This is a genomic window from Halomonas qinghailakensis (assembly GCF_025820815.1).
In the GTDB taxonomy this organism is placed as follows: Bacteria; Pseudomonadota; Gammaproteobacteria; order Pseudomonadales; family Halomonadaceae; genus Vreelandella; species Vreelandella qaidamensis.
The window spans coordinates 318,856-340,317 of the sequence record NZ_CP096973.1 but is presented as its reverse complement, the minus strand read 5'-3'; the positions used below and the strand labels follow the sequence as shown (position 1 = coordinate 340,317).

The 21,462-nt window shown below is 52.3% G+C and carries 20 protein-coding genes; 13 read left to right on the top strand and 7 right to left on the bottom strand.

What is annotated here, in order from left to right; genetic code table 11:
• Positions 1 to 79: 79 nt before the first annotated feature.
• From M0220_RS01550 to M0220_RS01505, 10 genes are all read left to right on the top strand, one after another.
• The gene (locus M0220_RS01550) at positions 80 to 1,135 is read left to right on the top strand and encodes a YeiH family protein (RefSeq protein WP_264018489.1); all 1,056 of its coding nucleotides are present in this window, start codon (positions 80 to 82) and stop codon (positions 1,133 to 1,135) included.
• Between the two features lie 66 nt (positions 1,136 to 1,201).
• On the top strand, positions 1,202 to 2,773 hold the full coding sequence (locus M0220_RS01545) for a Re/Si-specific NAD(P)(+) transhydrogenase subunit alpha (RefSeq protein ID WP_264018488.1): 1,572 nt from the start codon (positions 1,202 to 1,204) through the stop codon (positions 2,771 to 2,773).
• Between the two features lie 16 nt (positions 2,774 to 2,789).
• Entirely contained in the window at positions 2,790 to 4,232 is a 1,443-nt protein-coding gene (locus tag M0220_RS01540) for an NAD(P)(+) transhydrogenase (Re/Si-specific) subunit beta (RefSeq protein WP_030070677.1), read from the top strand.
• Positions 4,233 to 4,607: 375 nt separating this feature from the next.
• On the top strand, positions 4,608 to 5,618 hold the full coding sequence (locus M0220_RS01535) for a substrate-binding domain-containing protein (protein ID WP_030070325.1): 1,011 nt from the start codon (positions 4,608 to 4,610) through the stop codon (positions 5,616 to 5,618).
• A gap of 152 nt (positions 5,619 to 5,770) precedes the next feature.
• Positions 5,771 to 7,021: a phosphate ABC transporter permease subunit PstC gene (gene pstC, locus M0220_RS01530; protein ID WP_030070326.1), complete on the top strand. Its 1,251-nt coding sequence runs from the start codon at positions 5,771 to 5,773 to the stop codon at positions 7,019 to 7,021.
• Positions 7,022 to 7,039: 18 nt separating this feature from the next.
• Entirely contained in the window at positions 7,040 to 8,206 is a 1,167-nt protein-coding gene (pstA, locus tag M0220_RS01525; RefSeq protein ID WP_030070327.1) for a phosphate ABC transporter permease PstA, read from the top strand.
• Positions 8,207 to 8,230: 24 nt separating this feature from the next.
• Positions 8,231 to 9,070, top strand: coding sequence for a phosphate ABC transporter ATP-binding protein PstB (gene pstB / locus M0220_RS01520; protein ID WP_264018487.1), 840 nt, complete (start codon positions 8,231 to 8,233; stop codon positions 9,068 to 9,070).
• Positions 9,071 to 9,227: 157 nt separating this feature from the next.
• Positions 9,228 to 10,256, top strand: coding sequence for an ArsJ-associated glyceraldehyde-3-phosphate dehydrogenase (locus M0220_RS01515; protein ID WP_264018486.1), 1,029 nt, complete (start codon positions 9,228 to 9,230; stop codon positions 10,254 to 10,256).
• 49 nt (positions 10,257 to 10,305) lie between these two features.
• The gene (gene arsJ, locus M0220_RS01510) at positions 10,306 to 11,472 is read left to right on the top strand and encodes an organoarsenical effux MFS transporter ArsJ (RefSeq protein WP_264019188.1); all 1,167 of its coding nucleotides are present in this window, start codon (positions 10,306 to 10,308) and stop codon (positions 11,470 to 11,472) included.
• Positions 11,469 to 12,623, top strand: coding sequence for an MFS transporter (locus M0220_RS01505; protein ID WP_264018485.1), 1,155 nt, complete (start codon positions 11,469 to 11,471; stop codon positions 12,621 to 12,623). Before arsJ ends, M0220_RS01505 begins: the two co-directional genes overlap by 4 nt.
• A gap of 18 nt (positions 12,624 to 12,641) precedes the next feature.
• Here M0220_RS01505 and M0220_RS01500 read toward each other — a convergent pair whose 3' ends face one another.
• The 6 genes from M0220_RS01500 to arsH form a co-directional block, all read right to left on the bottom strand.
• Positions 12,642 to 12,878 carry a thioredoxin family protein gene (locus tag M0220_RS01500; RefSeq protein WP_264018484.1) on the bottom strand — a complete coding sequence of 79 codons (237 nt, stop codon included), beginning with the start codon at positions 12,876 to 12,878 and terminating at the stop codon, positions 12,642 to 12,644.
• A gap of 63 nt (positions 12,879 to 12,941) precedes the next feature.
• On the bottom strand, positions 12,942 to 14,294 hold the full coding sequence (locus M0220_RS01495) for a permease (protein WP_264018483.1): 1,353 nt from the start codon (positions 14,292 to 14,294) through the stop codon (positions 12,942 to 12,944).
• 113 nt (positions 14,295 to 14,407) lie between these two features.
• On the bottom strand, positions 14,408 to 14,701 hold the full coding sequence (locus M0220_RS01490) for a CC/Se motif family (seleno)protein (protein ID WP_264018482.1): 294 nt from the start codon (positions 14,699 to 14,701) through the stop codon (positions 14,408 to 14,410).
• Positions 14,702 to 14,704: 3 nt separating this feature from the next.
• The gene (locus M0220_RS01485; protein WP_264018481.1) at positions 14,705 to 15,364 is read right to left on the bottom strand and encodes an NADPH-dependent FMN reductase; all 660 of its coding nucleotides are present in this window, start codon (positions 15,362 to 15,364) and stop codon (positions 14,705 to 14,707) included.
• A gap of 12 nt (positions 15,365 to 15,376) precedes the next feature.
• On the bottom strand, positions 15,377 to 16,447 hold the full coding sequence (arsB, locus tag M0220_RS01480) for an ACR3 family arsenite efflux transporter (protein WP_264018480.1): 1,071 nt from the start codon (positions 16,445 to 16,447) through the stop codon (positions 15,377 to 15,379).
• Positions 16,448 to 16,462: 15 nt separating this feature from the next.
• Complete coding sequence (gene arsH / locus M0220_RS01475; RefSeq protein ID WP_030070337.1) at positions 16,463 to 17,182, bottom strand: arsenical resistance protein ArsH; 720 nt, start codon at positions 17,180 to 17,182, stop codon at positions 16,463 to 16,465.
• 154 nt (positions 17,183 to 17,336) lie between these two features.
• Here arsH and M0220_RS01470 point away from each other — a divergent pair, with 154 nt between their 5' ends.
• Positions 17,337 to 17,762 (top strand): arsenate reductase ArsC, encoded by a 426-nt coding sequence (locus M0220_RS01470; protein WP_030070338.1) that lies wholly within the window; start codon positions 17,337 to 17,339, stop codon positions 17,760 to 17,762.
• Between the two features lie 36 nt (positions 17,763 to 17,798).
• On the top strand, positions 17,799 to 19,466 hold the full coding sequence (locus M0220_RS01465) for a methyl-accepting chemotaxis protein (RefSeq protein WP_264018479.1): 1,668 nt from the start codon (positions 17,799 to 17,801) through the stop codon (positions 19,464 to 19,466).
• Between the two features lie 37 nt (positions 19,467 to 19,503).
• On the opposite strand, the gene M0220_RS01460 is transcribed toward M0220_RS01465, so the two are convergent.
• Positions 19,504 to 20,691, bottom strand: a complete 1,188-nt coding sequence (locus tag M0220_RS01460; protein WP_264018478.1) for an acetyl-CoA C-acyltransferase — start codon at positions 20,689 to 20,691, stop codon at positions 19,504 to 19,506.
• A gap of 128 nt (positions 20,692 to 20,819) precedes the next feature.
• Between M0220_RS01460 and M0220_RS01455 the strand changes: the two genes are divergently transcribed.
• Positions 20,820 to 21,383, top strand: coding sequence for a TetR/AcrR family transcriptional regulator (locus M0220_RS01455; RefSeq protein ID WP_030070341.1), 564 nt, complete (start codon positions 20,820 to 20,822; stop codon positions 21,381 to 21,383).
• The last annotated feature ends 79 nt before the right edge of the window (positions 21,384 to 21,462 follow it).

The following is a 21,462-nucleotide window of genomic DNA, read 5'->3' as shown; positions in this document are numbered from 1 at the left end:
GTGGCACTGACCGTCAGGTTGCAAGCCAACCGCGCATCAGGCACATGCACCCGCATGAAAAGATAAGGAGAGCTGGCAGATGAAGCCACCTATATTGACCACACCCAAGGAGGGGTGGTTGGCACGACTGATTCAGCGAACAGGCAATTACCGCAATATTGGCCGAGGCCTTCTGGTGTGCGTCACCATTGCATTGGCAACCACTTTTATTGCGGACCATTACGGCGGTCCGACGCTTCTTTATGCACTGCTGTTTGGTATGTCGCTGCATTTTTTGAGTGAGGAGGGGGCATGCCGGGAGGGCGTTGAATTTGCCGCGCGTACCGTGCTGCGCCTGGGAGTTGCCTTGTTAGGGGCGAGGATGACGTTCGAGCAGGTTGGGGAGCTGGGGATCGGACCTGTGTTGACGGTGATTGTTTCGGTGGCCTTTGTCATTCTGGCTGGCGCTGTGATGGCAAGGATGCTGGGACTTTCGCGTGATCTTGGGCTGCTAACCGGCGGTGCGGTGGGTATCTGCGGTGCCTCGGCGGCGCTGGCACTTTCGGCGGTGATGCCGCGCGACGAGAACAGTGAGCGCAATACCATTCTTACTGTGGTGGGGGTCACCACGCTATCAACGGTGGCGATGGTGATTTACCCCTTGATTGCCGGTGTGCTGTCATTGGCCAATGCTCAGGCAGGTATCTTTCTGGGCGGTACCATTCACGATGTTGCCCAGGTTGTGGGCGCCGGTTATATGATTTCCGAGGAAACAGGCGATACCTCAACGCTCGTCAAGCTGGTGCGGGTGGCCATGCTGGTACCGGCGGTTATGGTGTTTATGTGGTTGTTTCGCGCATCACGCCATGCACAGAGCGGGGCGACCAAGGTGCCCATGCTGCCCAGTTTCCTGGTCGGCTTTGTGGTGCTGGTGGTGATCAACAGCCTGGGGCTGATTCCCGAGGCGGTCAACGAGGGCATGTCGACACTGTCCCGCTGGTGTCTGGTAACGGCGATTGCCGCTCTGGGTATCAAGACCTCGTTCCAGAAGCTTGCCGTGGTGGGATGGAAGCCGGTTATCCTGATGGTGTTGGAAACACTGCTTTTACTGGCCGTTGTATTGGGTGTGGTGCTGTTTGCAGGGTTAGGAACTTAGTTGATGATTGCGCTGATAGAGTCGTGATGGCTAGATAAAGATTTATTAATGCTGTGGAGATTAAACGTGAAAATAGGCGCACCGAAAGAGACAGCTCAGGGAGAAGCGCGTGTAGCGTTGACTCCTGAGAGCGCAAAACAGCTTCAAAAGCTAGGCCATGAGTGCCTAGTAGAAGCCGGCGCGGGGGCTGCTGCGGGCTTTAATGACGACACGTATCGCGACGCAGGCGTCAGCGTTGTGGAAAGTGCGGAAGCACTGTGGCGTGATGCGGACGTGGTGATTAAAGTCCGTGAACCTTCGGAAAAAGAGGCTCACTACTTACGCGAAGGCCAAACGCTGATTGCGTTTTTCTGGCCAGCACAGAACGAAGCGCTGCTGGAAACCTGTAAAGCGCAGGGCGCAACGGTCATCGCGATGGACATGGTGCCGCGTATTTCACGGGCGCAGAAGATGGACGCGCTCTCCTCCATGGCCAATATCGCGGGCTACCGGGCGGTCATTGAGGCGGGTAACAACTTTGGTCGCTTCTTTACGGGTCAGGTCACCGCTGCCGGTAAAGTGCCGCCAGCTAAAGTGCTGGTGATCGGCGCAGGTGTCGCGGGCTTGGCGGCGATTGGTACCGCCACTAGTTTGGGTGCCGTGGTGCGTGCGTTTGATGTGCGCCCGGAAGTCTCCGAGCAGATTGAATCCATGGGCGCTGAATTCCTATTCCTCGATTTTGAGGACAGCCAGGACGGCTCGGAAAGCGGTGGCTATGCCTCGCCTTCAAGCCCCGAGTTTCGTGAAAAGCAGCTCGAATGTTTCCGCGAACAAGCGCCGGACGTCGACATTGTGATCACCACCGCGCTGATTCCTGGTCGACCCGCGCCAAAGCTGTGGCTGGAAGATATGGTCGCCGCCATGAAGCCTGGCTCAGTGATCATTGATCTAGCCGCTGAAAAAGGCGGTAACTGCGACTTAACTAAGCCAGACGAGCGTGTAGTCTCTGATAACGGCGTTGTGGTAGTGGGCTACACCGACTTCCCCTCACGCATGGCTACCCAGGCGTCGCTACTTTACGCCACCAACATCCGCCATATGCTGACCGACCTTACGCCGGAGAAAGACGGCGTCATCCATCACAACATGGAAGACGATGTCATTCGCGGCGCGACGGTCACCCACCAGGGCGACATCACCTTCCCGCCACCGCCGCCTAAAGTAAAAGCGATTGCTGCGGCGAAGCCGAAGAAAAAAGAGAAAGAACCAACGCCTGAAGAGAAGAAAGCCGCTGAGCTGGCCACCTTTAAAGCACAAACCAAGCGTCAAGTTGGTTTGCTTGCCGTGGGGGGAGCGCTCATGCTGCTGTTGGGACAAATAGCCCCCGCCTCCTTTATGCAGCACTTCATTGTGTTTGTATTGGCGTGCTTTATTGGCTTCCAGGTAATTTGGAAGGTCAGTCACTCGCTGCATACGCCGCTCATGGCGGTGACCAATGCCATCTCAGGCATCATTATCTTAGGGGCAATTTTGCAAATCGGCTCAGGCAGTGGCGTCGTTATCGTGCTGGCGGCCATTTCGGTACTGATTGCATCGATTAATATCGTGGGTGGCTTCCTGGTGACACGCCGGATGCTTGCCATGTTCCAAAAATCCTAAGCGGCGGAGAAACGATATGTTAGGACAAGGGTTCGTATCTGCCGCGGCAATTGCGGCAAGTGTGCTATTTATTTTATCGCTAGGTGGCCTGAGCAATCAGGAAAAAGCCAAGCGCGCCGTATGGTACGGCATCGTGGGCATGGCCGTAGCCGTGTTCTTTACCTCCTTCGGGCCTGGTATTGGTGGCTACTGGTGGCTGATTCCGGCCATGCTGATCGGGGCTGGGATTGGTGTCTATGTGGCAGGCAAGGTCGAAATGACCGAAATGCCTCAGTTGGTAGCGGCACTACATAGCTTTGTGGGCTTGGCCGCGGTTTTTGTTGCCTGGAGTGCAGACTTAGAGCGTCGCCGAGTGCTGGCAGCACAAGCAGCCGATGGCGTGATGCAAGAGTTTTCTGCGTTTGCTGCCTTGGTGGCTACAAAAGCCCCTGACGAGCTGACCTTTTTGCAAATTGAGGTGGTGTTTGCGATTTTCATTGGTGCGGTGACCTTTACCGGCTCGGTAATTGCGTTTGGTAAGCTGGCAGGTAAAGTCGATGGCAAACCACGCCAACTGCCGGGTGGGCATATGCTCAACGCCGGTGCGGCGGCGCTTTCATTGTTACTCGCGATTCTTTACCTCAACGGCGCAGGTTTCTGGACACTGATCGTGTTGGCCGCGTTGTCGTTCTTTATTGGCTATCACCTGATTATGGGCATTGGCGGTGCCGATATGCCGGTGGTGGTGTCGATGCTGAACAGCTATTCCGGCTGGGCAGCAGCGGCGATTGGTTTCACGCTTTCCAACGACTTGTTGATTGTCACCGGTGCCCTGGTGGGGTCTTCAGGGGCGATCCTGTCTTATATTATGTGTAAGGCGATGAACCGCAACTTTATCAATGTCATCCTGGGTGGTTTTGGTGGTGCTCAAGGGCCAGCCGCTGAAATTGAAGGCGAACAGGTCGCCATTGATGCAGGCGGTGTCGCGAGCGCCTTAAACGATGCGGATAGCGTGATTATCGTGCCGGGTTACGGCATGGCGGTAGCGCAAGCACAGAGTGCCGTCAGTGACTTAGTGCGTAAGCTGCGCGCAGCCGGTAAAACCGTACGCTTTGGTATTCACCCGGTAGCAGGGCGTCTGCCTGGGCACATGAACGTGCTGCTTGCTGAAGCTAAAGTGCCCTACGATATCGTGCTGGAAATGGATGAGATCAACGACGACTTCCCAAGCACTGATGTGGTGATCGTGATCGGCTCCAACGACATCGTCAACCCAGCGGCCGAGGAAGACCCCAATAGCCCTATCGCCGGTATGCCGGTGTTGAAGGTGTGGGAAGCCAAGCAGGTGTTTGTTAGCAAACGCGGCCAGGGCACGGGCTATTCTGGCATTGAGAACCCGCTGTTCTTCAAAGAGAACACGCGTATGTTCTACGGCGATGCACGGGATAGCTTGAACACGTTGTTGCCGTTAATCGATTAATCTTTGACGTCTAGTTTTAAGGCTAAATTTTTAAGTACTAAATCAATATCACAAGGCTGTTTGCGGTCAGCTTTATCGGCGGTATAGATAGTATGCTGATCGCTTACATAGCAATAAAGTTATAATAAATATAATTCAACTATCTACTAATAGGGCGGAGGTGGTGGCTCATCGTTTGAATAGGCAACTGCTGCAAGTGGCCTTGATTGGGCTATGCACGCTAGCAGCGTTGGGGCTGTTAATTTAGTACGGGGTATGCGGTATTTCGGACTAAAATTTTTCTGTTAAGTCATGCTGTGTCACAAAGTTGTCATCGAAGCGGTGCAAAGTACGACCTGCGAAGGCCAAAACCTTACATCGACAGGAGTATTTCGCATGAACCGTATTCTAAAAACGACCGTGATCGCGGCTGCCGTAATGAGCGTTGCCGGTGTTGCCCAGGCACGTGATCAGATCCGTATCGTAGGTTCCAGTACCGTTTACCCGTTTGCCAGCTACGTTACTGAAGAGTTCGGTGCCACTACCGGTAACCCTACCCCTGTTATTGAATCAACAGGGTCGGGTGGTGGTTTGCGTCTGTTCTGTAATGGTGTTGGCGAAGGCACGCCCGATATCACCAATGCGTCACGCCGCATGAAATTGGGCGAATTTGAGCGCTGTGAAGAGAATGGCGTTACCGACATCACCGAAGCTAAAATTGGTTCTGACGGTATCGTACTGGGTCAGTCCAACACAAATGATGTTGTTGACCTGACGCTTGAGCAGATTTTCATGGCAGTTGCCGCTCAGGTGCCGGTTGATGGCGAGCTAGTCGACAACCCCTACACTAACTGGAGCGAGATTGACTCATCGCTGCCAGACCGTGAAATCTCTATCTATGGTCCGCCCACGACTTCTGGTACCCGTGACGCTTTTGAAGAGCTTGTCATGGAAGTGGCTTCCGAAGAGATGGACGAGTATGAAGAAGCCTACACTGAAATTCGTTCTGACGGTGTTTATATCGACGCTGGTGAGAACGATAACCTGATCGTTCAGCGCTTAAGCGAAGACACCGGCGCAATGGGCATCTTTGGCTACTCTTTCCTTGAAGAGAATACCGATACGCTGAACGGTGCCACCATTGGCGGCGTTGAGCCAACGCCAGAGGCTATTAGCTCGGGTGATTATCCTGTTTCGCGTTCAATGTGGTTCTACGTCAAGAACCAGCACGCTGAAGAAGTACCGCCGATGTACGACTACGCCGACATGTTTATGAGCGAAATGATGATTGGCAGTGACGGGTATCTTCGCGATATCGGCTTGATCGTACTGCCGGAAGAAGAGCGTGAAGAGTGGCGTCAAGCGGTTGCTGATCGCACTACAATGTCAGCAGACGTTCTTAAGTAAGTCGCTGAGTTAGAAATGAAAATGGTCGGCAGCGAAAGCTGTCGGCCTTTCGTTTTATGACGGCGAATATTGGCCTCTGTCACATTGTTGTAATGTTTTTACCCCAAAGTAGTCGTCAATACGATTTCATTAAGTAATGCGAGAGAAATTCGATGCAGACTAACCAGCTTCTTCTGATTTTTTGCGGTGCGTTACTACTGCTGGGGCTGCTAGCGTTTTTTGCTGGCCGTTCAAAAGCCACCCGGTTACGCAGTGCGGGTACGGCGATGTTTGCTCAGCCAGATCAATACGCCTGGTTTACCGTGCTCTCAACTGCCGGTCCAGCTGTACTAGTGAGTACGTTGGGGGCTTTTGTACTGCTTTTAATGGGCGCTGATATTCCTACGCTCTATTTATTGTCCGCGAGTTTGGTGATTGCAGCCATAGGGCTGATGGTAAGTCTTAACCAAGTTAAACCTGATTTTCACGCCCGGCAGGCCATTGAGCGGGTCATTCGCATGGTCTTGGCCGGAGCAGCGTTAATCTCGATTTTCACTACGTTTGGTATTTTGTTCTCGATTATTTCCGAGGCGCTGCGTTTTTTCCAAATGCACAGCTTTTGGGAATTCATTACCGGCACTACTTGGAATCCAGGCGCGAGCTTTTTAGCGTCAGCGGGTCGTGGCGATGGTAGTGGGGCTGAGTTTGGCTCGATACCGCTATTTGCCGGTACCTTTATGATTACCGCTATCGCTATGCTGGTCGCTGTTCCTATCGGCCTGCTCTCCGCGATTTACATGTCGGAGTTCGCCCCTCAGCGCGTGCGCACTGTCGCTAAACCAGTACTGGAAGTGCTCGCGGGAATTCCTACCGTGGTTTACGGCTTTTTTGCCGCGATTACGGTAGCGCCCATTATTGTCAATATCGCCGGATTTTTTGGGCTCGATGCTTCTTACAATAACGCAGTCGCCCCAGGTGTCGTAATGGGTATCATGATTATCCCGTTTATCTCGTCGCTGTCTGACGATGTGATTAATTCTGTGCCCGATAGTATGCGCCAAGGGTCGCTGGCATTAGGCATGACCAAAGGTGAAACCATTCGAGACGTGGTCATTCCTGCTGCTCTGCCCGGGATTATTTCGGCGGCACTCTTGGGTATGTCACGAGCGCTAGGCGAAACCATGATTGTGGTGATGGCAGCAGGTATGCGGCCCAATCTCACCGCTAATCCGCTGGAAGATATGACCACGGTGACCGTGCGAATTGTGGCGGCTTTAACAGGGGACCAAGAGTTTGAAAGCGCTGAAACCTTGTCGGCCTTTGCCCTTGGGCTTGTGCTGTTTGCGGTAACGCTCGCGCTGAACCTGGTGTCCGTACTAATGATCCGTCGTTTCCGCGAAAAATACCGCGTGAATAACCTGTAACGCTGAGGAACTGTTTCGATGAGCCATACTTTTGACGAAATCAGCCAGCAGCTAAAGCGGCGTCACCGTAAGTCTGCCCGCCTTAAATGGATCTCGATGGGATCGTTGGGCTTGGCAGGCCTGTTTCTGGTGCTCTTCTTTGCTGACATGCTGAGCAAAGGCTTACCAGCCTTTCAACAGGCGTACGTTCTGACCGAGTTGAATTATACAGAAGAGGCTTCCACCGATGCCCGTCAGGCTATTGCCGAAGACCTAGTGCCATTGGTAAGTCGTACTGAATTGCGCACTATCCCTCTTCAGATGCGCAATGATCCAAGCATGCTCGGTACCACCGAAGAAAGATGGCTATTAATTAATAGTGAAGCTGATCAGTATATTAAAGGGCATCGCCACCGTCTAAACGAAGAGGAACAGGCCGCTATAGACGAGCGACTGGAGTCGGGCCAAGTGAGCTTGCGCTTCAATACCACCTTTTTTGGATCCGGTGATTCAAAAATCGCTGAGAACGCAGGTATCCTCTCAGCCGTGGTCGGCACCGTAATGACGATGATCGTAACGCTATTAATCTCGTTTCCTATCGGGGTAATGACCGCCGTTTATTTAGAAGAGTTTGCGCCGGATAACCGCTTCACCCAGGCAATTGAAATCAACATCAATAACCTGGCCGCAATCCCGTCGATCCTATTTGGTTTGCTGGGCTTAGCGATCTTTATCAACTTTTTCGGGGTTCCGCGTTCGTCGCCGTTGGCCGGTGGTATGACGCTAGCACTGATGACGTTGCCAGTTATTATTATCTCGACGCGAACCGCGCTGCGTAGCGTACCAGATTCTATTCGCCATGCTGCCTTTGGGGTGGGGTGTTCGCGCTGGCAAGTCGTACGCGATCACGTTCTGCCTTTGGCAATGCCGGGCATTATGACCGGCTCCATCATCGGGCTTGCTCAGGCGATGGGTGAAACAGCACCGCTGATTATTGTCGGTATGGTGGCATTTATTCCTGATGTCGGTGCGTCCTTTACTGAAGCGGCCACCGTTATGCCTGCGCAAATATTTACTTGGTCAGGTGAGCCTGAGCAGGCGTTTGTGGAAAAAACAGCCGGCGGTATTTTGGTGCTACTCACCATACTCATCTCACTCAACGCCTTTGCCGTTGTGTTACGTAAGAAATTTGAGCGTCGCTGGTAAGCCAGCGCGATAGAGGACATGACTATGAATAGCCAAGCACCCGTTATGAATCATCAGCATGCACCAGACGTTGGTCAGCCCTATACACGTAACGAGCAAGCGTGCCACGACCTCAGTATTCGCGTTCGCGACCTCAACCTGTGGTACGGCAAGAGCCAAGCCCTGAAAGGTCTGAACATCGACCTGTTCCAGAAGAACGTGACCGCGCTGATTGGCCCTTCGGGATGCGGTAAGTCGACCTTTTTGCGCTGCTTAAACCGCATGAATGACTTGATCCCTAGCGTCCATACAGAAGGCTTGGTCGAAATGGACGGCCGTGATGTGAACGCTGCAAAAATGGATGAAGTGGCGCTACGCCGCCGGGTAGGGATGGTGTTCCAGAAGCCGAATCCTTTTCCTAAGTCGATCTACGAAAATATTGCTTACGCACCGCGCATGCATGACTTAGTAAGTCGTAAAGCAGATCAAGATGAGCTTGTTGAGAAAGCGTTGCGCGATGCAGGCCTATGGAATGAAGTGAAGGATAAGCTACAGGAACCAGGTACTTCCTTATCCGGTGGTCAGCAACAGCGCCTGTGTATTGCACGAGCAATTGCGGTTCAGCCGGATGTCATTTTAATGGATGAACCTACTTCTGCGTTAGATCCGATCTCTACAGCAACGATTGAAGATCTAATGGATAAACTGAAAGAGCAGTTCACCATCGTGACAGTCACGCATAATATGCAGCAGGCTGCACGGGTAGCTGACTACACGGCGTTTTTCCATTTAGGGGAAATCATCGAGTACAACGATACCAAAGTAATGTTCTCAACCCCTGCACAGAAGAAAACCGAAGACTATATCTCTGGTCGCTACGGTTAACTAAGTACTGCCTGCAAGCTAGCGCTAAGCTAACCTGCAGGCATTTTTTTAGTTTTTTATATATGTTTTTTCGTATATTTGCATTACGATTTTTGTACTGTTCACCTATTCGCTTATCTAGCCATTCATCCATATGTTTAACTAAACAGGAGGCCTCATGGCATTACGTATTGGTATTAACGGGTTTGGTCGTATTGGTCGGCTGGCGCTGCGCAGTCTCTGGGCTGGGGTTGAAACTGGGGCGGTAGAACTTATCCGTATTAATGACCCCGGCGGCGATGCGGCAACGTTTGCCCACCTGCTTGAATTTGACTCGGTACATGGTCACTGGTCGCCTGGTAATGGGATCACCACCTCTAACAATACTATTGTTTTAGATGGTAAATCTGTTTCATTTAGTGCCAATAAAATGATTGCTGACAGTGACTGGTCAGCGTGTGACGTGGTCATTGAGTGCTCGGGTAAAATGAAAGAAACCGCCACACTTCAAGCATACCTTGACCAAGGGGTTGCGCGGGTGGTGGTGAGTGCACCAATTAAAGATGCTAGCGTGCTGAACGTGGTGGTAGGCGTTAATGATCACCTTTACGATCCTGCTCAGCATCGAATTGTGACCGCCGCTAGTTGTACCACTAACTGCTTGGCACCGGTGGTGAAAGTGATTCAGGAAACCTTTGGCATTCGCCATGGCTCGATGACCACGGTACACGACATTACCAACACTCAAACCATTCTGGATGCGCCGCATAAAGACCTGCGTCGTGCTCGCGCTTGTGGCATGAGTCTGATTCCGACAACGACCGGCTCTGCGAAAGCGATCACCGCAATTTTCCCTGAGCTGGAAGGCAAGCTAAATGGTCATGCCATTCGCGTGCCGCTAGCCAACGCATCGCTCACTGATATGGTGTTTGAGCTTGAGCGCGCGGTCACGGCGGAAGAAGTTAATCTAGCACTGAAGACAGCCGCGGAGGGAGAGCTTGCCGGTATTTTGGGTTATGAAGAACGCCCGCTGGTATCGATTGATTATCGCACTGATCCACGCAGCTCCATTATCGATGCGCTTTCCACCATGGTCGTCAACGGCACCCAGCTTAAGCTTTACGCCTGGTATGACAACGAGTGGGGTTATGCCAACCGTACCGCTGAACTCGCTATGAAAGTGGGTGGAGCCGATGGGGGTGAGTGATTCCCTGCTGAGCCGGGTTCGAGCGCTACCTTTCGAGGTGCGCCAATACATGCTAATCACCGGTAACTACTGGGCATTTACCATTACCGATGGCGCGCTGCGCATGTTGGTAGTGATGTATTTTCACCAGTTGGGCTACTCGCCGCTGCAAATTGCCATGCTGTTTCTGTTCTACGAAGCCTTTGGCGTAGTGACCAACTTGGTGGGCGGCTGGCTGGGTGCGCGGTTAGGCTTGAACCGCACGATGAATGTGGGGCTTGGGTTGCAAATTATCGCCCTTGCTATGCTGATGGTGCCCGCAGGAATGCTTACGGTTGTTTGGGTCATGGCGGCTCAGGCGTTGTCTGGGATCGCCAAAGACCTAAACAAAATGAGCGCTAAAAGTGCGGTTAAAGTGCTGGTACCTAAAGAGAGTGCCAATGCCAATAGCGCGCTTTACCGTTGGGTAGCGATGCTGACCGGCTCTAAAAATGCATTGAAAGGTCTCGGCTTTTTTATTGGCGGGGTGTTGCTAACGCTGATTGGTTTCCGTGGTGCGGTGATTGCCATGGCGGTTATGCTTAGTGGGGTGCTCTTACTCTCTTTTTGGCGCTTGAAGGCTGATTTAGGGCGCCAGAAGGTAAAGCCTAAGTTTTCGGAAATTTTCTCCAAGTCCCGCGCGATTAATGTGCTTTCAGCGGCGCGTTTTTGCCTGTTTGCATCAAGGGATGTCTGGTTCGTAGTGGCGTTGCCGGTGTTTTTATATGACCAGCACGGCTGGACCCACTGGACGGTGGGGGGATTACTGGCAGCATGGATTATTGGCTACGGCGGGGTCCAAACCCAGGCACCTAAGCTAACTCGGCTGATTAAGGGGGATGCTCGCGCGCTAACCGCAGGCTGGGCAGCTGCTCTAGCAGTGTTGGCAATTTTATTGGCGTTGCTACCGCTAGAGCAGGTGGCTTGGCTAGTGGTCGGGCTTTTAGCGTTTGGTGTGCTGTTTGCGATTAATTCCAGCTGGCACAGTTACCTGATCGTTCATTATGCCCGTGCCGATGGCGTCTCGATGGACGTTGGCTTCTACTATATGGCCAATGCCATGGGGCGGTTGGTGGGAACCTTGCTATCAGGCTGGCTATATATGGCGTATGGGCTGAGTGCCTGTCTTTGGGTATCGGCGGCCTTAGTGGCAGCCAGTTCATTGATGGCACTGGCGTTGCCTAAACAAACCGCATGATTCGCTCGCCCAGGGTTGGTTTAACGCTCACATTAGGCAGTGCGCAAACCCTCGCCTGGGCTTCCAGCTATTATCTGCCCGCTATTCTTGCAGTCCCAATAGCAAAAGAGTTAGGTGTCTCAACTAGCTGGGTATTTGGCGCTTTTTCAGCAGCCTTACTGCTGACGGCAGTGCTCGGGCCTTCCGTTGGCCGATGGATCGATAGGCAAGGCGGGCGAGGCGTGTTGATGGCCTCTAATGGGGTATTGGCACTGGGTCTTGGCATAATGGCCGTGTCCCAGGGTTTACCCTCGCTAATACTTGCTTGGTTGGTGACGGGGATTGGGATGGCGATGGGGCTATACGATGCTGCCTTTGCCACCTTAGGCCGATTATTAGGGCGTCAAGCGAGGGCATCGATTACCGGTGTTACGCTGGTTGCTGGATTTGCCAGCACGGTGGGGTGGCCGCTTACCGCATGGTTGGAAAACGAATGGGGCTGGCGCGTGGCCTGCGCTAGCTGGGCATTAGCGCATGTGTTGATCGGTATGCCCTTGAATTTCAGCCTGCCTAAAGTGGCTAGCAACGCCGTTTTTAGTGAGGCCGATCAACGAGCGCCAAGGCCAGACCGTCCCCGCTTAACTATGCTGCTACTAGCCTATGTGTTTGCGGCTGGGTGGTTTGTGTCGACGGCGATGGCGGCGCATCTTCCAAGGCTTCTGCAGGAGAGTGGTGCGTCACTTTCAGTCGCAATTGCTGCTTCCGCGCTTGTGGGGCCTGCGCAGGTAGCAGCGCGCATGGGAGAGTTTATACTGCTCAGGCACTGCCATCCGTTAGTGGCGGCACGCGTGGCAACAACGCTGCATCCGTTAGGTGCCGCACTGTTAACAGCCGTTGGTATGCCTGCTGCCGGTTTTGCGTTACTGCATGGTGCGGGCAACGGTATGATGACCATTGCTTCCGGCACGTTGCCGCTAGCGTTATTTGGCCCTAAAGGGTTCGGTCGGCGGCAAGGGCTTATTATTGCCCCCGCACGTGCGTCTCAAGCACTCGCACCGCTGCTGTTCGGTCTGCTAATTGAGCAAAACGGTGCCAATGCGCTGTGGCTGACGGCACTGTTAATGCTCGGAGCGACGCTAGTGTTACTGCTTATCCGTGTGCCTAGTCAGTAGGATTGTATCATCGACACATTATGATGCTTTGAGCAGTTTCTGAATATCTTCTGCGCTGGCTACTTTGCCCTCAATGACGATATCGTCCTCGATGCCTAGCGCAGGCGTGCGCATAATGCCTTCGTCAATAATAGCGTTCACATCAGTAATTTTCTCGATATCCACCGTTAAGCCGAGGGCATTGGCCGCTTCCTGTGCGTTGTCGGTCAGTTGTTGGCACTTTTTGCAGCCGCTACCGTATATCTTGAGTTTCATGACATCACTCCTGTCAGTTTGAGCGTTTTCTTACCACAACATCGTTGCGGTAGTACTTGTTAGTTAAGGCCAAAACTGGCCATATAAATAACCTGATAGTGTTGCCATTACGACAACCAGTGTGCAGTAAACCAGGGTTTTTTGCGTACCTATGATGGTGCGAATCACTAGCATGTTGGGTAACGACAGGGCAGGCCCTGCCAGCAACAGGGCTAACGCTGGGCCCTTGCCCATCCCGTTACCAATCAGGCCTTGAACGATGGGCACTTCGGTAAGGGTCGAGAAATACATAAAGCCGCCCAGTAACGAGGCAAGAAAGGTAGAGCGCAAGCCGTTATCTCCTACCGCCAGTACCACCCACTCTGAAGGGATGAGGCCTTCCTCACCGGGGCGGCCTAACAGCAGACCAGCTACGAATACCCCCACCAGTAGCAGTGGCATGATCAGTTTGGTGAACTCCCAGCTCTGCTCTGCCCATTCACGGTCTTCGTCACGCAGAGTGGCAATCAGCATAAGGCCGATAATACCGACCGCGAACGCCAGTTCAGGTACGCTGGGAACTAGTACGGCGGCGATGGCGACGGCACTTGCCAGTACCGCTACTTGATGAAGCGGCCAGTTCCAGCGGCGAATCAGTAGCAGTGCGAAAAGCCCGGAAAGTACGGCAGTGATATGCCATTTATAGGCATGAATAGTCATCCAGACAGCGCTGTCGGCTGCCGCCCAGTTAGCGAAGACCAGGATGCCCACCATCAAACCAAAAAACACCCCAATTTGGCTTAAAGGGCGAGAGAGCTCACCACTGAAGCCACGGCTATTTTTAGTGGCACGGGCCTGCTCCTCGCGGCGGTAGATTAGGTGCATGATGACGCCAATTACCACGGCAAATACAATCGCGCCGATAGCTCTGGCTAACCCCAGCTCCAAGCCAAGTACTTTGGCGGTTACCACAATCGCCATAATATTGATGGCGGGTCCTGAATAAAGAAAGGCAATGGCAGGCCCCAGACCTGCGCCCCGACGATAAATGCCGCCGAAAAGCGGTAGTACGGTGCAAGAACAAACGGCCAGCAGCGTGCCAGAAACCGAAGCCATGCCAAAAGCGACAGGCTTTGAGGCGTTAGGCCCTAGGTAGCGCATCACGGCGCCTTCGTTTAGATAGGCAGCCATGGCGCCAGCGATCAGAAAGGCTGGCAGTAGGCAGAGAATGACGTGTTCCTGTGCGTACCAGTGTGTCAATCGAATGCCTTCCAACACGGCGTTGTCGAAGCGCGCTGTTCCAGCGGGCAGGAAATAGATCAGCAGAAAAATTCCCACTACGGCAGCGAGCCAGCGTACTTGGTTGGGGTTCTCCTTGGCGAGATAAAGCAAGCGACCGGCAAAGGAGGAAGTTGAGGTAGGACTAGATTCCGTCACGGGATACCTCGCATAGGTCTAAATGAAATATGATTATAACAATATATGTTTATGCGTATATTATCTAGTCAATGCTTTCGTTAAGGCAATCCTGCCTTTATGTTTTGTGTCATCTATTTTGATTGAATAACGGCGCCATCCACATAAAGATGGCGAAATTTCCACCAGCCTTCAACGCCAATGCGCAGCCCTTGATGAGCCAGTTCAGGGGCAATGTAGATCGAAATATTCTCTTGAACATGATGTTGGTAGTGTTGGGTGGCATTTGGGGATTGCGCTTCGGCTACCGCTAGGTTGGCAAGCCCTCCGCAGCAGCCGTGGCGAGGGGAAAGACGAACAGTGACGGCGCTGCCTTGTTGTTTGATGAAGTCGATGGCGTCGCTGTCTATTTCAATCACATGCTTCATCGCTCACTCCGTAGGTGCATTGCGCTGAGCGGGCGACGTATTAAACGTAGGCGATAGCGTTGCAGGATCTTGCTCGGCTTTTTGCGCTTTGGCTGCCTCTGCCCACCAGGTTAATTGGCCTAACGTACGGCCAAAATAGCTTTCCCAGCGCTCCTGTTCCTGTACAAATTGCCCATCGTCGCTCAGCGCTTCCTGGGCTTTGGGTATATGAATCATGGCGGACACTGGCAGGCACCCCAACTCAGAGAGAAATGCGCGCATGCTAACCGCAGCACGCGCGCCTCCCCATTGTCCCATGGAGTAAGTCACGATGGCGCTGGGCTTAAAGGCAAACAGTGACGCGCCAAAATGATTCAGCAAATGACTTAGTGCCGGGCTCATGGTGTGGTTGTATTCAGGACTGACCATCACGTAGCCATCGGCGTGCTCAATTTTACCCGCAAGGGCGTCAAGGTCTGTGGGAACCGCTTTTTTTGCGTAAGCAAAATGCGGCTTAAAAGGGCCGTTAAGATCTAACGTTAGCGGGTCTATAACCTCTGCCGTTGTATCGGGTAGCGAGCTAAGTAGACGTTTGCACGTCTTGGATACCCGCTCGCCTAAGCGGGCGGGGGCGGGCGGTGTGGAGGTTCGTGTTGAACCAAGGAAAATTAAGTAATGGGCCATTCAAGTGCCTCTTTACGGTGCGTTTTCAGGAAAATGCTGACGCGTTTTGTTAGCAATGCGCACTAGCGCGAGCATAAGCGGTACTTCTACTAGAACACCCACCACCGTAGCGAGCGCGGCACCTGACTGTAAGCCAAACAGGGCAATGGCCGCTGCGACTGCCAGTTCAAAAAAGTTGCTGGCACCAATCATTGCACCAGGCGCTGCAATGTTGTGCGGCACACGCCACGCTTTAGCCCAGCTATAGGCAATAAAGAAGATCAAAAATGTTTGGATAATCAGCGGAATGGCGATTAGCACGATATGCAGTGGATTATTCAGAATGACGTCGCCTTGGAAGGCGAATAGCAGCACCAGGGTAATGATTAGCCCGATGGGCGTGATAGGGCCGACACGCTTCATAAACACGTTGTCGTACCACTCGGTGCCATACTTGGTGATCAGTGTTTTACGGGTGAAATAGCCCGCCGCAAGTGGAATCACAATGTATAGCACCACGGATAAAATAACCGTATCCCACGGTACCTGGATATTCGAGATGCCGAGTAAAAAAACCACCAGCGGTGCAAAGGCAAACAGCATGATCAGATCATTCAAAGCCACCTGAACGAGGGTGTAGGCCGCATCACCACGGGTGAGGTAGCTCCATACAAATACCATCGCGGTGCAAGGTGCTGCTCCTAATAATATGGCACCCGCTAGATATTGACTGGCCAGTTCTTCAGGAATAAAGGGCCGAAATATCACCATGAAAAACAGCCAAGCTAAGGCGAACATGGTGAAAGGCTTAATTAGCCAGTTGACCGTGGTGGTAATGGTCAAGCCCTTTGGCTGGCGACGCACCCCTGCAATCGCGCTGAAGTCAATTTGTGCCATCATGGGGAAAATCATCGCCCAGATTAATACCGCAATCGGAATCGATACCTGGGCATACTCAAACCGCGATAACACCTCTGGCACGGCAGGAGCGAACTGCCCAAGTGCAATCCCAGCGACAATGGCAATCGCTACCCATACAGAAAGGTAGCGTTCAAACAGTCCCATATCGGCACTAGTGGGGGAAGCATTGCTCTGAGTTGTCATAAGATCACTCCTTTCTTAAATGGCGCGCTGGTTGACGCGTTTAGAGACTTCTTCGGCGCTCTCTTTGCGTTCAGAGTAGCGGTCGGTTAGCAGGTCGCTACGCTCGTGAACCAGCAGGGTGAATTTCACCAGCTCTTCCATGACATCAACAATGCGGTCATAAAACGGCGAAGGTTTCATACGGTCATTGTCATCAAATTCCATAAAGGCCTTAGGCACTGATGACTGATTGGGGATCGTCACCATGCGCATCCAGCGACCTAAAATGCGCAACTGATTTACCGTGTTGAATGACTGGGAGCCGCCGCATACTTGCATCACGGCAAGGGTTTTACCCTGGGTAGGGCGAACGCCGCCTAGCGCAAGCGGGATCCAGTCAATTTGTGCTTTCATAATGCCAGTCATTGCGCCGTGGCGCTCAGGCGAGCACCACACCATGCCGTCAGACCACTGTGCCAGTGTCCTCAGCTCATCCACTTTCGGGTGGCTTGCATCTTCCGCATCCGGCAAGGGTAAGCCACGAGGATCAAAAATTTTTGCATTAGCCCCCATTGCAGTGAGTAGCCGAGCGGCTTCTTCAACCACCAATCGGCTGAATGAACGCGCTCGCAGTGAACCGTAGAGCAATAAGATGTTAGGCGTAGGCTGGTCGCTAGGAGGGAGCATCAATGTTTCAGGAGTAGGCGCTTTAAACATACTGCTGTCCACGTTTGGTAAGTCATCAAGCAATGCCATTAGTGGTGTTCCTTTTACATCGTAAGAGTGATTATTAATACTTATGATATATGTTTTTTCGTATATTTGTACTAGTAACCAGTAGGCTGCAATAAATGCGTCATCTTGAGAGCGTAAATTGCTGAAATTAAACTCATCAAGAGGTCTTTTATTTATGCCAAAGCGTCGCGTGCTGTTTCTTTGTAATGCCAATTCTGCACGGTCTTTGATGGGGGAGGCGCTGCTTCGCCAGATGGCAAGTGATCATTTTGATGCTTTTAGTGCAGGTTCCGAGCCAGACGAACCCCATGCGCTAACGTTAGAGGCGCTACGTAAACAAGGGCTTTCTACGGAAGGGTTGCGTAGTAAGTCACTGGATGAGTTTGAGGATGAGTACTTTGATTTTGTTATTGTGCTTTGCGACAAGGCGCAACAGGTGTGTAGAGATTGGCAGGGGCATGCGGAAGAAGTGCTCTTCTGGGATATTCGTGATCCAAGGTTAATTAGTAAATTAGATGCATATGAACAAGCGCTATTAGAGATCCGTCGACGTCTGCAGCTTTGGTTGCCACTGCACGCTAACCGCCAATCACGTGGTTAAAAGCCTTAGTTGGAAAGCTTTTGTTGAGAGCCTTATATGCGCATGATCAATAATCTAAGCGTTAAATCGAGCTGGGCGCTGGTATTAGTTACCTTTAGCTTTTTAGTGCTAGCAATCGGTAGCTTAGGCCTATTTGCCAATCATTTCGGCCGAGAGGCATTCACATCATTACAGCAGCGAGATATGGCGCAGGTGCGCAAGCTGAACGGTGCCTATACTCAGCTGCTGCGTGCTCGCATACAAATGAACCGAGCTGCAGAACTAATTCGCACCCCATCGTTTGATCGTCCAGAACCTTTACTAGAAGAAGCAGAAAGTTTATTGAGTGCGGCTTCAGCCCGGTTTAATGCTTTCCACTCGAGTTTTTCTGAGGAAGAGCGACTTGAGCTAGTGGATCAGTTAGCGAATGATTTCCGCTCATTGGTTAATAATAATTTAAGTTTGCAAATGATGATGTTGGAAGAGCGCGATGTTCGTGGCTTCCTTTCTGGTGAATCCCGAGTGGATGAGAGCAGCCAGAAATTCGTGAGTACTGCCGATGCTTTTTATGATTACTCCGTTGCCCGTGGTGCTGGGTTGCTCAATCGTTTTCAAAAAGTATCATCACTACTTTTTTGGGGAGTACTTGGGGTTGTTTGTTTGGCGCTACTAACCGTTGCGTTTGTGGTGTGGGGCGTACGTAAAAACGTCCTTCGGCCTCTAAATACCATAACGCAACATTTTAGGCGTATCGCTAAGGGCGACCTATCAACGCCAGTAGAAGCTCATGCTGCGAATGAAATCGGCCGTCTGTTTAGCGAATTGGCAAGTATGCAGAATGCGTTGAAGACGACAGTTAACCACCTCAACAACAGCAGTCAGCAGGTTTATACCGATAGCCAGGTAATGAAGGCCCAAAGTCTGCAATTGGCAGGGCAAACTGATTCCCAGGCGGCTGCGCTTATACAAATGGCGGCAAGTCTTGAGCAGTTAACCGCCACGGTAAGCCAGAATGCAGAGAGTGCTGCGCATGTGAATCACGCAACCACTGATGTTTCATACAAAGCACAGCAGGGTGACCAGATAATCGCCCAGTTTATTGCTACGATGCAGGCCATCAATGACCATTCTGAAGAAATACAAAGCATTATTTCAATGATTGAAAGCATCGCTTTCCAAACGAATATTCTTGCTTTGAACGCTTCAGTTGAAGCAGCGCGTGCGGGTGAGCACGGACGAGGTTTTGCGGTAGTCGCCAGTGAAGTGCGGGCGCTAGCAACGCGCAGTGCGAATGCTGCACATGAGATCCGGTCACGTATTGAAGCATCACGTCAAAGCGTCGAAAAGGGTAGCAAGCTGTCCCATCAAGCGGGCGAGCATACGCGCGATATTATGCAGGCGGCCACTCAGGTAGAGCAGTTAATGGCGCAAATGGCCCGTGCTTCTGAAGAGCAGCGACGGGGTATCGACGAGGTAAATAGTGCTGTGGCGCAAATTGATATGACGACCCAAGATACGTTAAGGCTTGTTAATCAGGCAGCACAAAGCGCCGAAGGGCTAGCGCAGGAAGCCTTGCAGATGCGTGAATATGCCGGTCAGTTCCGTATGGCTGAAGAGCTTAAAAAAGAAGCAGAGGCTTTGGTGACGGTAAAATCACCAGATTGGGAGACCTTGGCAACTTTAGACGCGCGTGAAGTACAGAATGAGCATCGCGCCTTGGCATGATTAGTGCGCCAAGACGCGGGTAGGTTGGTAAGTCGTATTAGTCGATAAGCTCAACCGCTACTGCGGTGGCTTCGCCGCCACCAATACAAAGACTAGCAATACCGCGTTTGCCGCCTTTGGTACGTAGGGCATGAATAAGCGTTGCAATTACCCGTGAACCGGTCGAACCAATCGGATGCCCTTGGGCGCAAGCGCCGCCAAACACGTTGACTTTCTCGTGGGGCAGCCCCAGGTCATCCATTGCCATTAACGTGACGACAGCAAACGCTTCGTTAATCTCAAACAGATCAACGTCGTTAACGCCCCAGCCAAGCTTTTTCATCAGCTTTTCAATGGCCCCTACTGGCGCAATAGTGAATTCGCTAGGATGACGAGAGTGGGTGGTATGGCCAAGCATTTTCGCAAGCGGCTTTACGCCGTGCCGTTTAGCGGCTTCATGACTGGCCAAAATAAGCGCCGAGGCGCCGTCAGAAATGGAGCTGGCGTTGGCAGCAGTAATAGTACCGTCTTTGGCAAATGCTGGGCGCAGCTGGCGAATTTTATCCAGTTTGGCTTGGAAAGGCTGTTCGTCATGCTCGACCAGCGTTTCACCTTGGCGGGTAGTCACTGTTACGGGAGCCATTTCAGCCGCTAAGTGGCCTTTATTGGTGGCGTCCATGGCGCGCTCTAAAGACGCAATGGCAAAATCGTCTAGACGTTCGCGGGTGTAGCCACGTTCTGACGCAACATCTTGGGCGAAAACGCCCATCAACTTGCCCGTTTCGGCATCTTCTAGGCCGTCAAGGAACATGTGGTCTTTCAGTTCACCATGACCTAAACGGTAGCCGCCGCGTGCTTTAGTGAGTACGTGAGGGGCATTAGACATCGACTCCATGCCACCCGCGAGCAGGATTTCGCCGGTACCTGCTTTAATCAAATCGTGGGCCAGCATGGTAGCTTTCATGCCAGAACCGCACAGTTTATTGATGGTGGTGGCACCATTGGCATCGGGAATGCCTGCCTGGCGCATAGCTTGGCGGGCTGGTCCTTGTTTTACCCCAGCAGGTAGTACACAGCCGATGATGCCTTCTTCAACAGTCTCTGGCTCGATACCGGCGCGCTCTATGGCTGCGCGGATTGCAACGGCTGCAAGCTCTGGGGCGGTCATGCTGGAAAGGCTACCCATCATTCCGCCCATAGGCGTGCGGGTCGCGGATAAAAATACAACGTCGGTGGCATTACTCATTGGTACGTCTCCTGACAGATTTATTGTGATTATCTTGCAGAGTGGCTAGGGATGCGTTGACCCGTTGGCAGGGCTGTGGTCTTCTCCTAAGTAACCAAGCAAGCGCTAGTGTAAATAATATGAATGTAATGAATGCATCTCCTCGCCGCAAGGAATTGACACGTTTAGCCGCTCAGCTATTCGTCCAAGAAGGCTTTGACCGCACCACAGTGCGTATGCTGGCGCAAGAAATGGGCATTAAGTCTGGCAGCCTGTTTCATCACTTTAAAGATAAGCAGGAGATATTGGCTGCGGTGATAGAGGAGGGCACTCAGAATGCGCTTAGCATTGCCAAAGCAGCGCTTCAGAAATGCGACGATGATCCTGAGGCGCGCCTGCATGCTATGGCACGAGCGCATTTGGAAACGCTGTTTGCTGATCGCAATGCCCATGTGGTCGCATTATTTGAATGGCGGCGATTAGATCCTGATGCGAGTGCCCACCTAAGCCACCTGCGGGATGCCTACGAAGCACTCTGGGTAGACGTTATTGACGATGCGCTGGCAGCAGAGCTTATTCACGGTGACCGCTTTCTGGTGTCGCGGTTTATCTTGGGGGCGCTGAACTGGACGGTGCGTTGGTACGACCCCAGCGGGCCGCGAACCCCCGACGATTTAGCCGATGAACTGGTCGCTATGATTATGGCGCGTTAACCCTTTCGATCGACCAACGTCTAATCTATTTAGAACGCTGATTGCTTGCGCTCCCGCGTAAATGCTTTTAGCGTTAGCT

What these genes read in the sequence shown, in the direction of transcription:
- M0220_RS01550 (WP_264018489.1), top strand. Translation starts at nt 80, where the DNA reads ATGAAGCCACCTATATTGACCACACCCAAGGAGGGGTGGTTGGCACGA.
- M0220_RS01540 (WP_030070677.1), top strand. Translation starts at nt 2,790, where the DNA reads ATGTTAGGACAAGGGTTCGTATCTGCCGCGGCAATTGCGGCAAGTGTG.
- M0220_RS01535 (WP_030070325.1), top strand. Translation starts at nt 4,608, where the DNA reads ATGAACCGTATTCTAAAAACGACCGTGATCGCGGCTGCCGTAATGAGC.
- pstC (WP_030070326.1), top strand. Translation starts at nt 5,771, where the DNA reads ATGCAGACTAACCAGCTTCTTCTGATTTTTTGCGGTGCGTTACTACTG.
- pstA (WP_030070327.1), top strand. Translation starts at nt 7,040, where the DNA reads ATGAGCCATACTTTTGACGAAATCAGCCAGCAGCTAAAGCGGCGTCAC.
- pstB (WP_264018487.1), top strand. Translation starts at nt 8,231, where the DNA reads ATGAATAGCCAAGCACCCGTTATGAATCATCAGCATGCACCAGACGTT.
- M0220_RS01515 (WP_264018486.1), top strand. Translation starts at nt 9,228, where the DNA reads ATGGCATTACGTATTGGTATTAACGGGTTTGGTCGTATTGGTCGGCTG.
- arsJ (WP_264019188.1), top strand. Translation starts at nt 10,306, where the DNA reads ATGCTAATCACCGGTAACTACTGGGCATTTACCATTACCGATGGCGCG.
- M0220_RS01505 (WP_264018485.1), top strand. Translation starts at nt 11,469, where the DNA reads ATGATTCGCTCGCCCAGGGTTGGTTTAACGCTCACATTAGGCAGTGCG.
- M0220_RS01500 (WP_264018484.1), bottom strand. Translation starts at nt 12,878, where the DNA reads ATGAAACTCAAGATATACGGTAGCGGCTGCAAAAAGTGCCAACAACTG.
- M0220_RS01490 (WP_264018482.1), bottom strand. Translation starts at nt 14,701, where the DNA reads ATGAAGCATGTGATTGAAATAGACAGCGACGCCATCGACTTCATCAAA.
- M0220_RS01485 (WP_264018481.1), bottom strand. Translation starts at nt 15,364, where the DNA reads ATGGCCCATTACTTAATTTTCCTTGGTTCAACACGAACCTCCACACCG.
- arsB (WP_264018480.1), bottom strand. Translation starts at nt 16,447, where the DNA reads ATGACAACTCAGAGCAATGCTTCCCCCACTAGTGCCGATATGGGACTG.
- arsH (WP_030070337.1), bottom strand. Translation starts at nt 17,182, where the DNA reads ATGGCATTGCTTGATGACTTACCAAACGTGGACAGCAGTATGTTTAAA.
- M0220_RS01470 (WP_030070338.1), top strand. Translation starts at nt 17,337, where the DNA reads ATGCCAAAGCGTCGCGTGCTGTTTCTTTGTAATGCCAATTCTGCACGG.
- M0220_RS01465 (WP_264018479.1), top strand. Translation starts at nt 17,799, where the DNA reads ATGCGCATGATCAATAATCTAAGCGTTAAATCGAGCTGGGCGCTGGTA.
- M0220_RS01460 (WP_264018478.1), bottom strand. Translation starts at nt 20,691, where the DNA reads ATGAGTAATGCCACCGACGTTGTATTTTTATCCGCGACCCGCACGCCT.
- M0220_RS01455 (WP_030070341.1), top strand. Translation starts at nt 20,820, where the DNA reads ATGAATGCATCTCCTCGCCGCAAGGAATTGACACGTTTAGCCGCTCAG.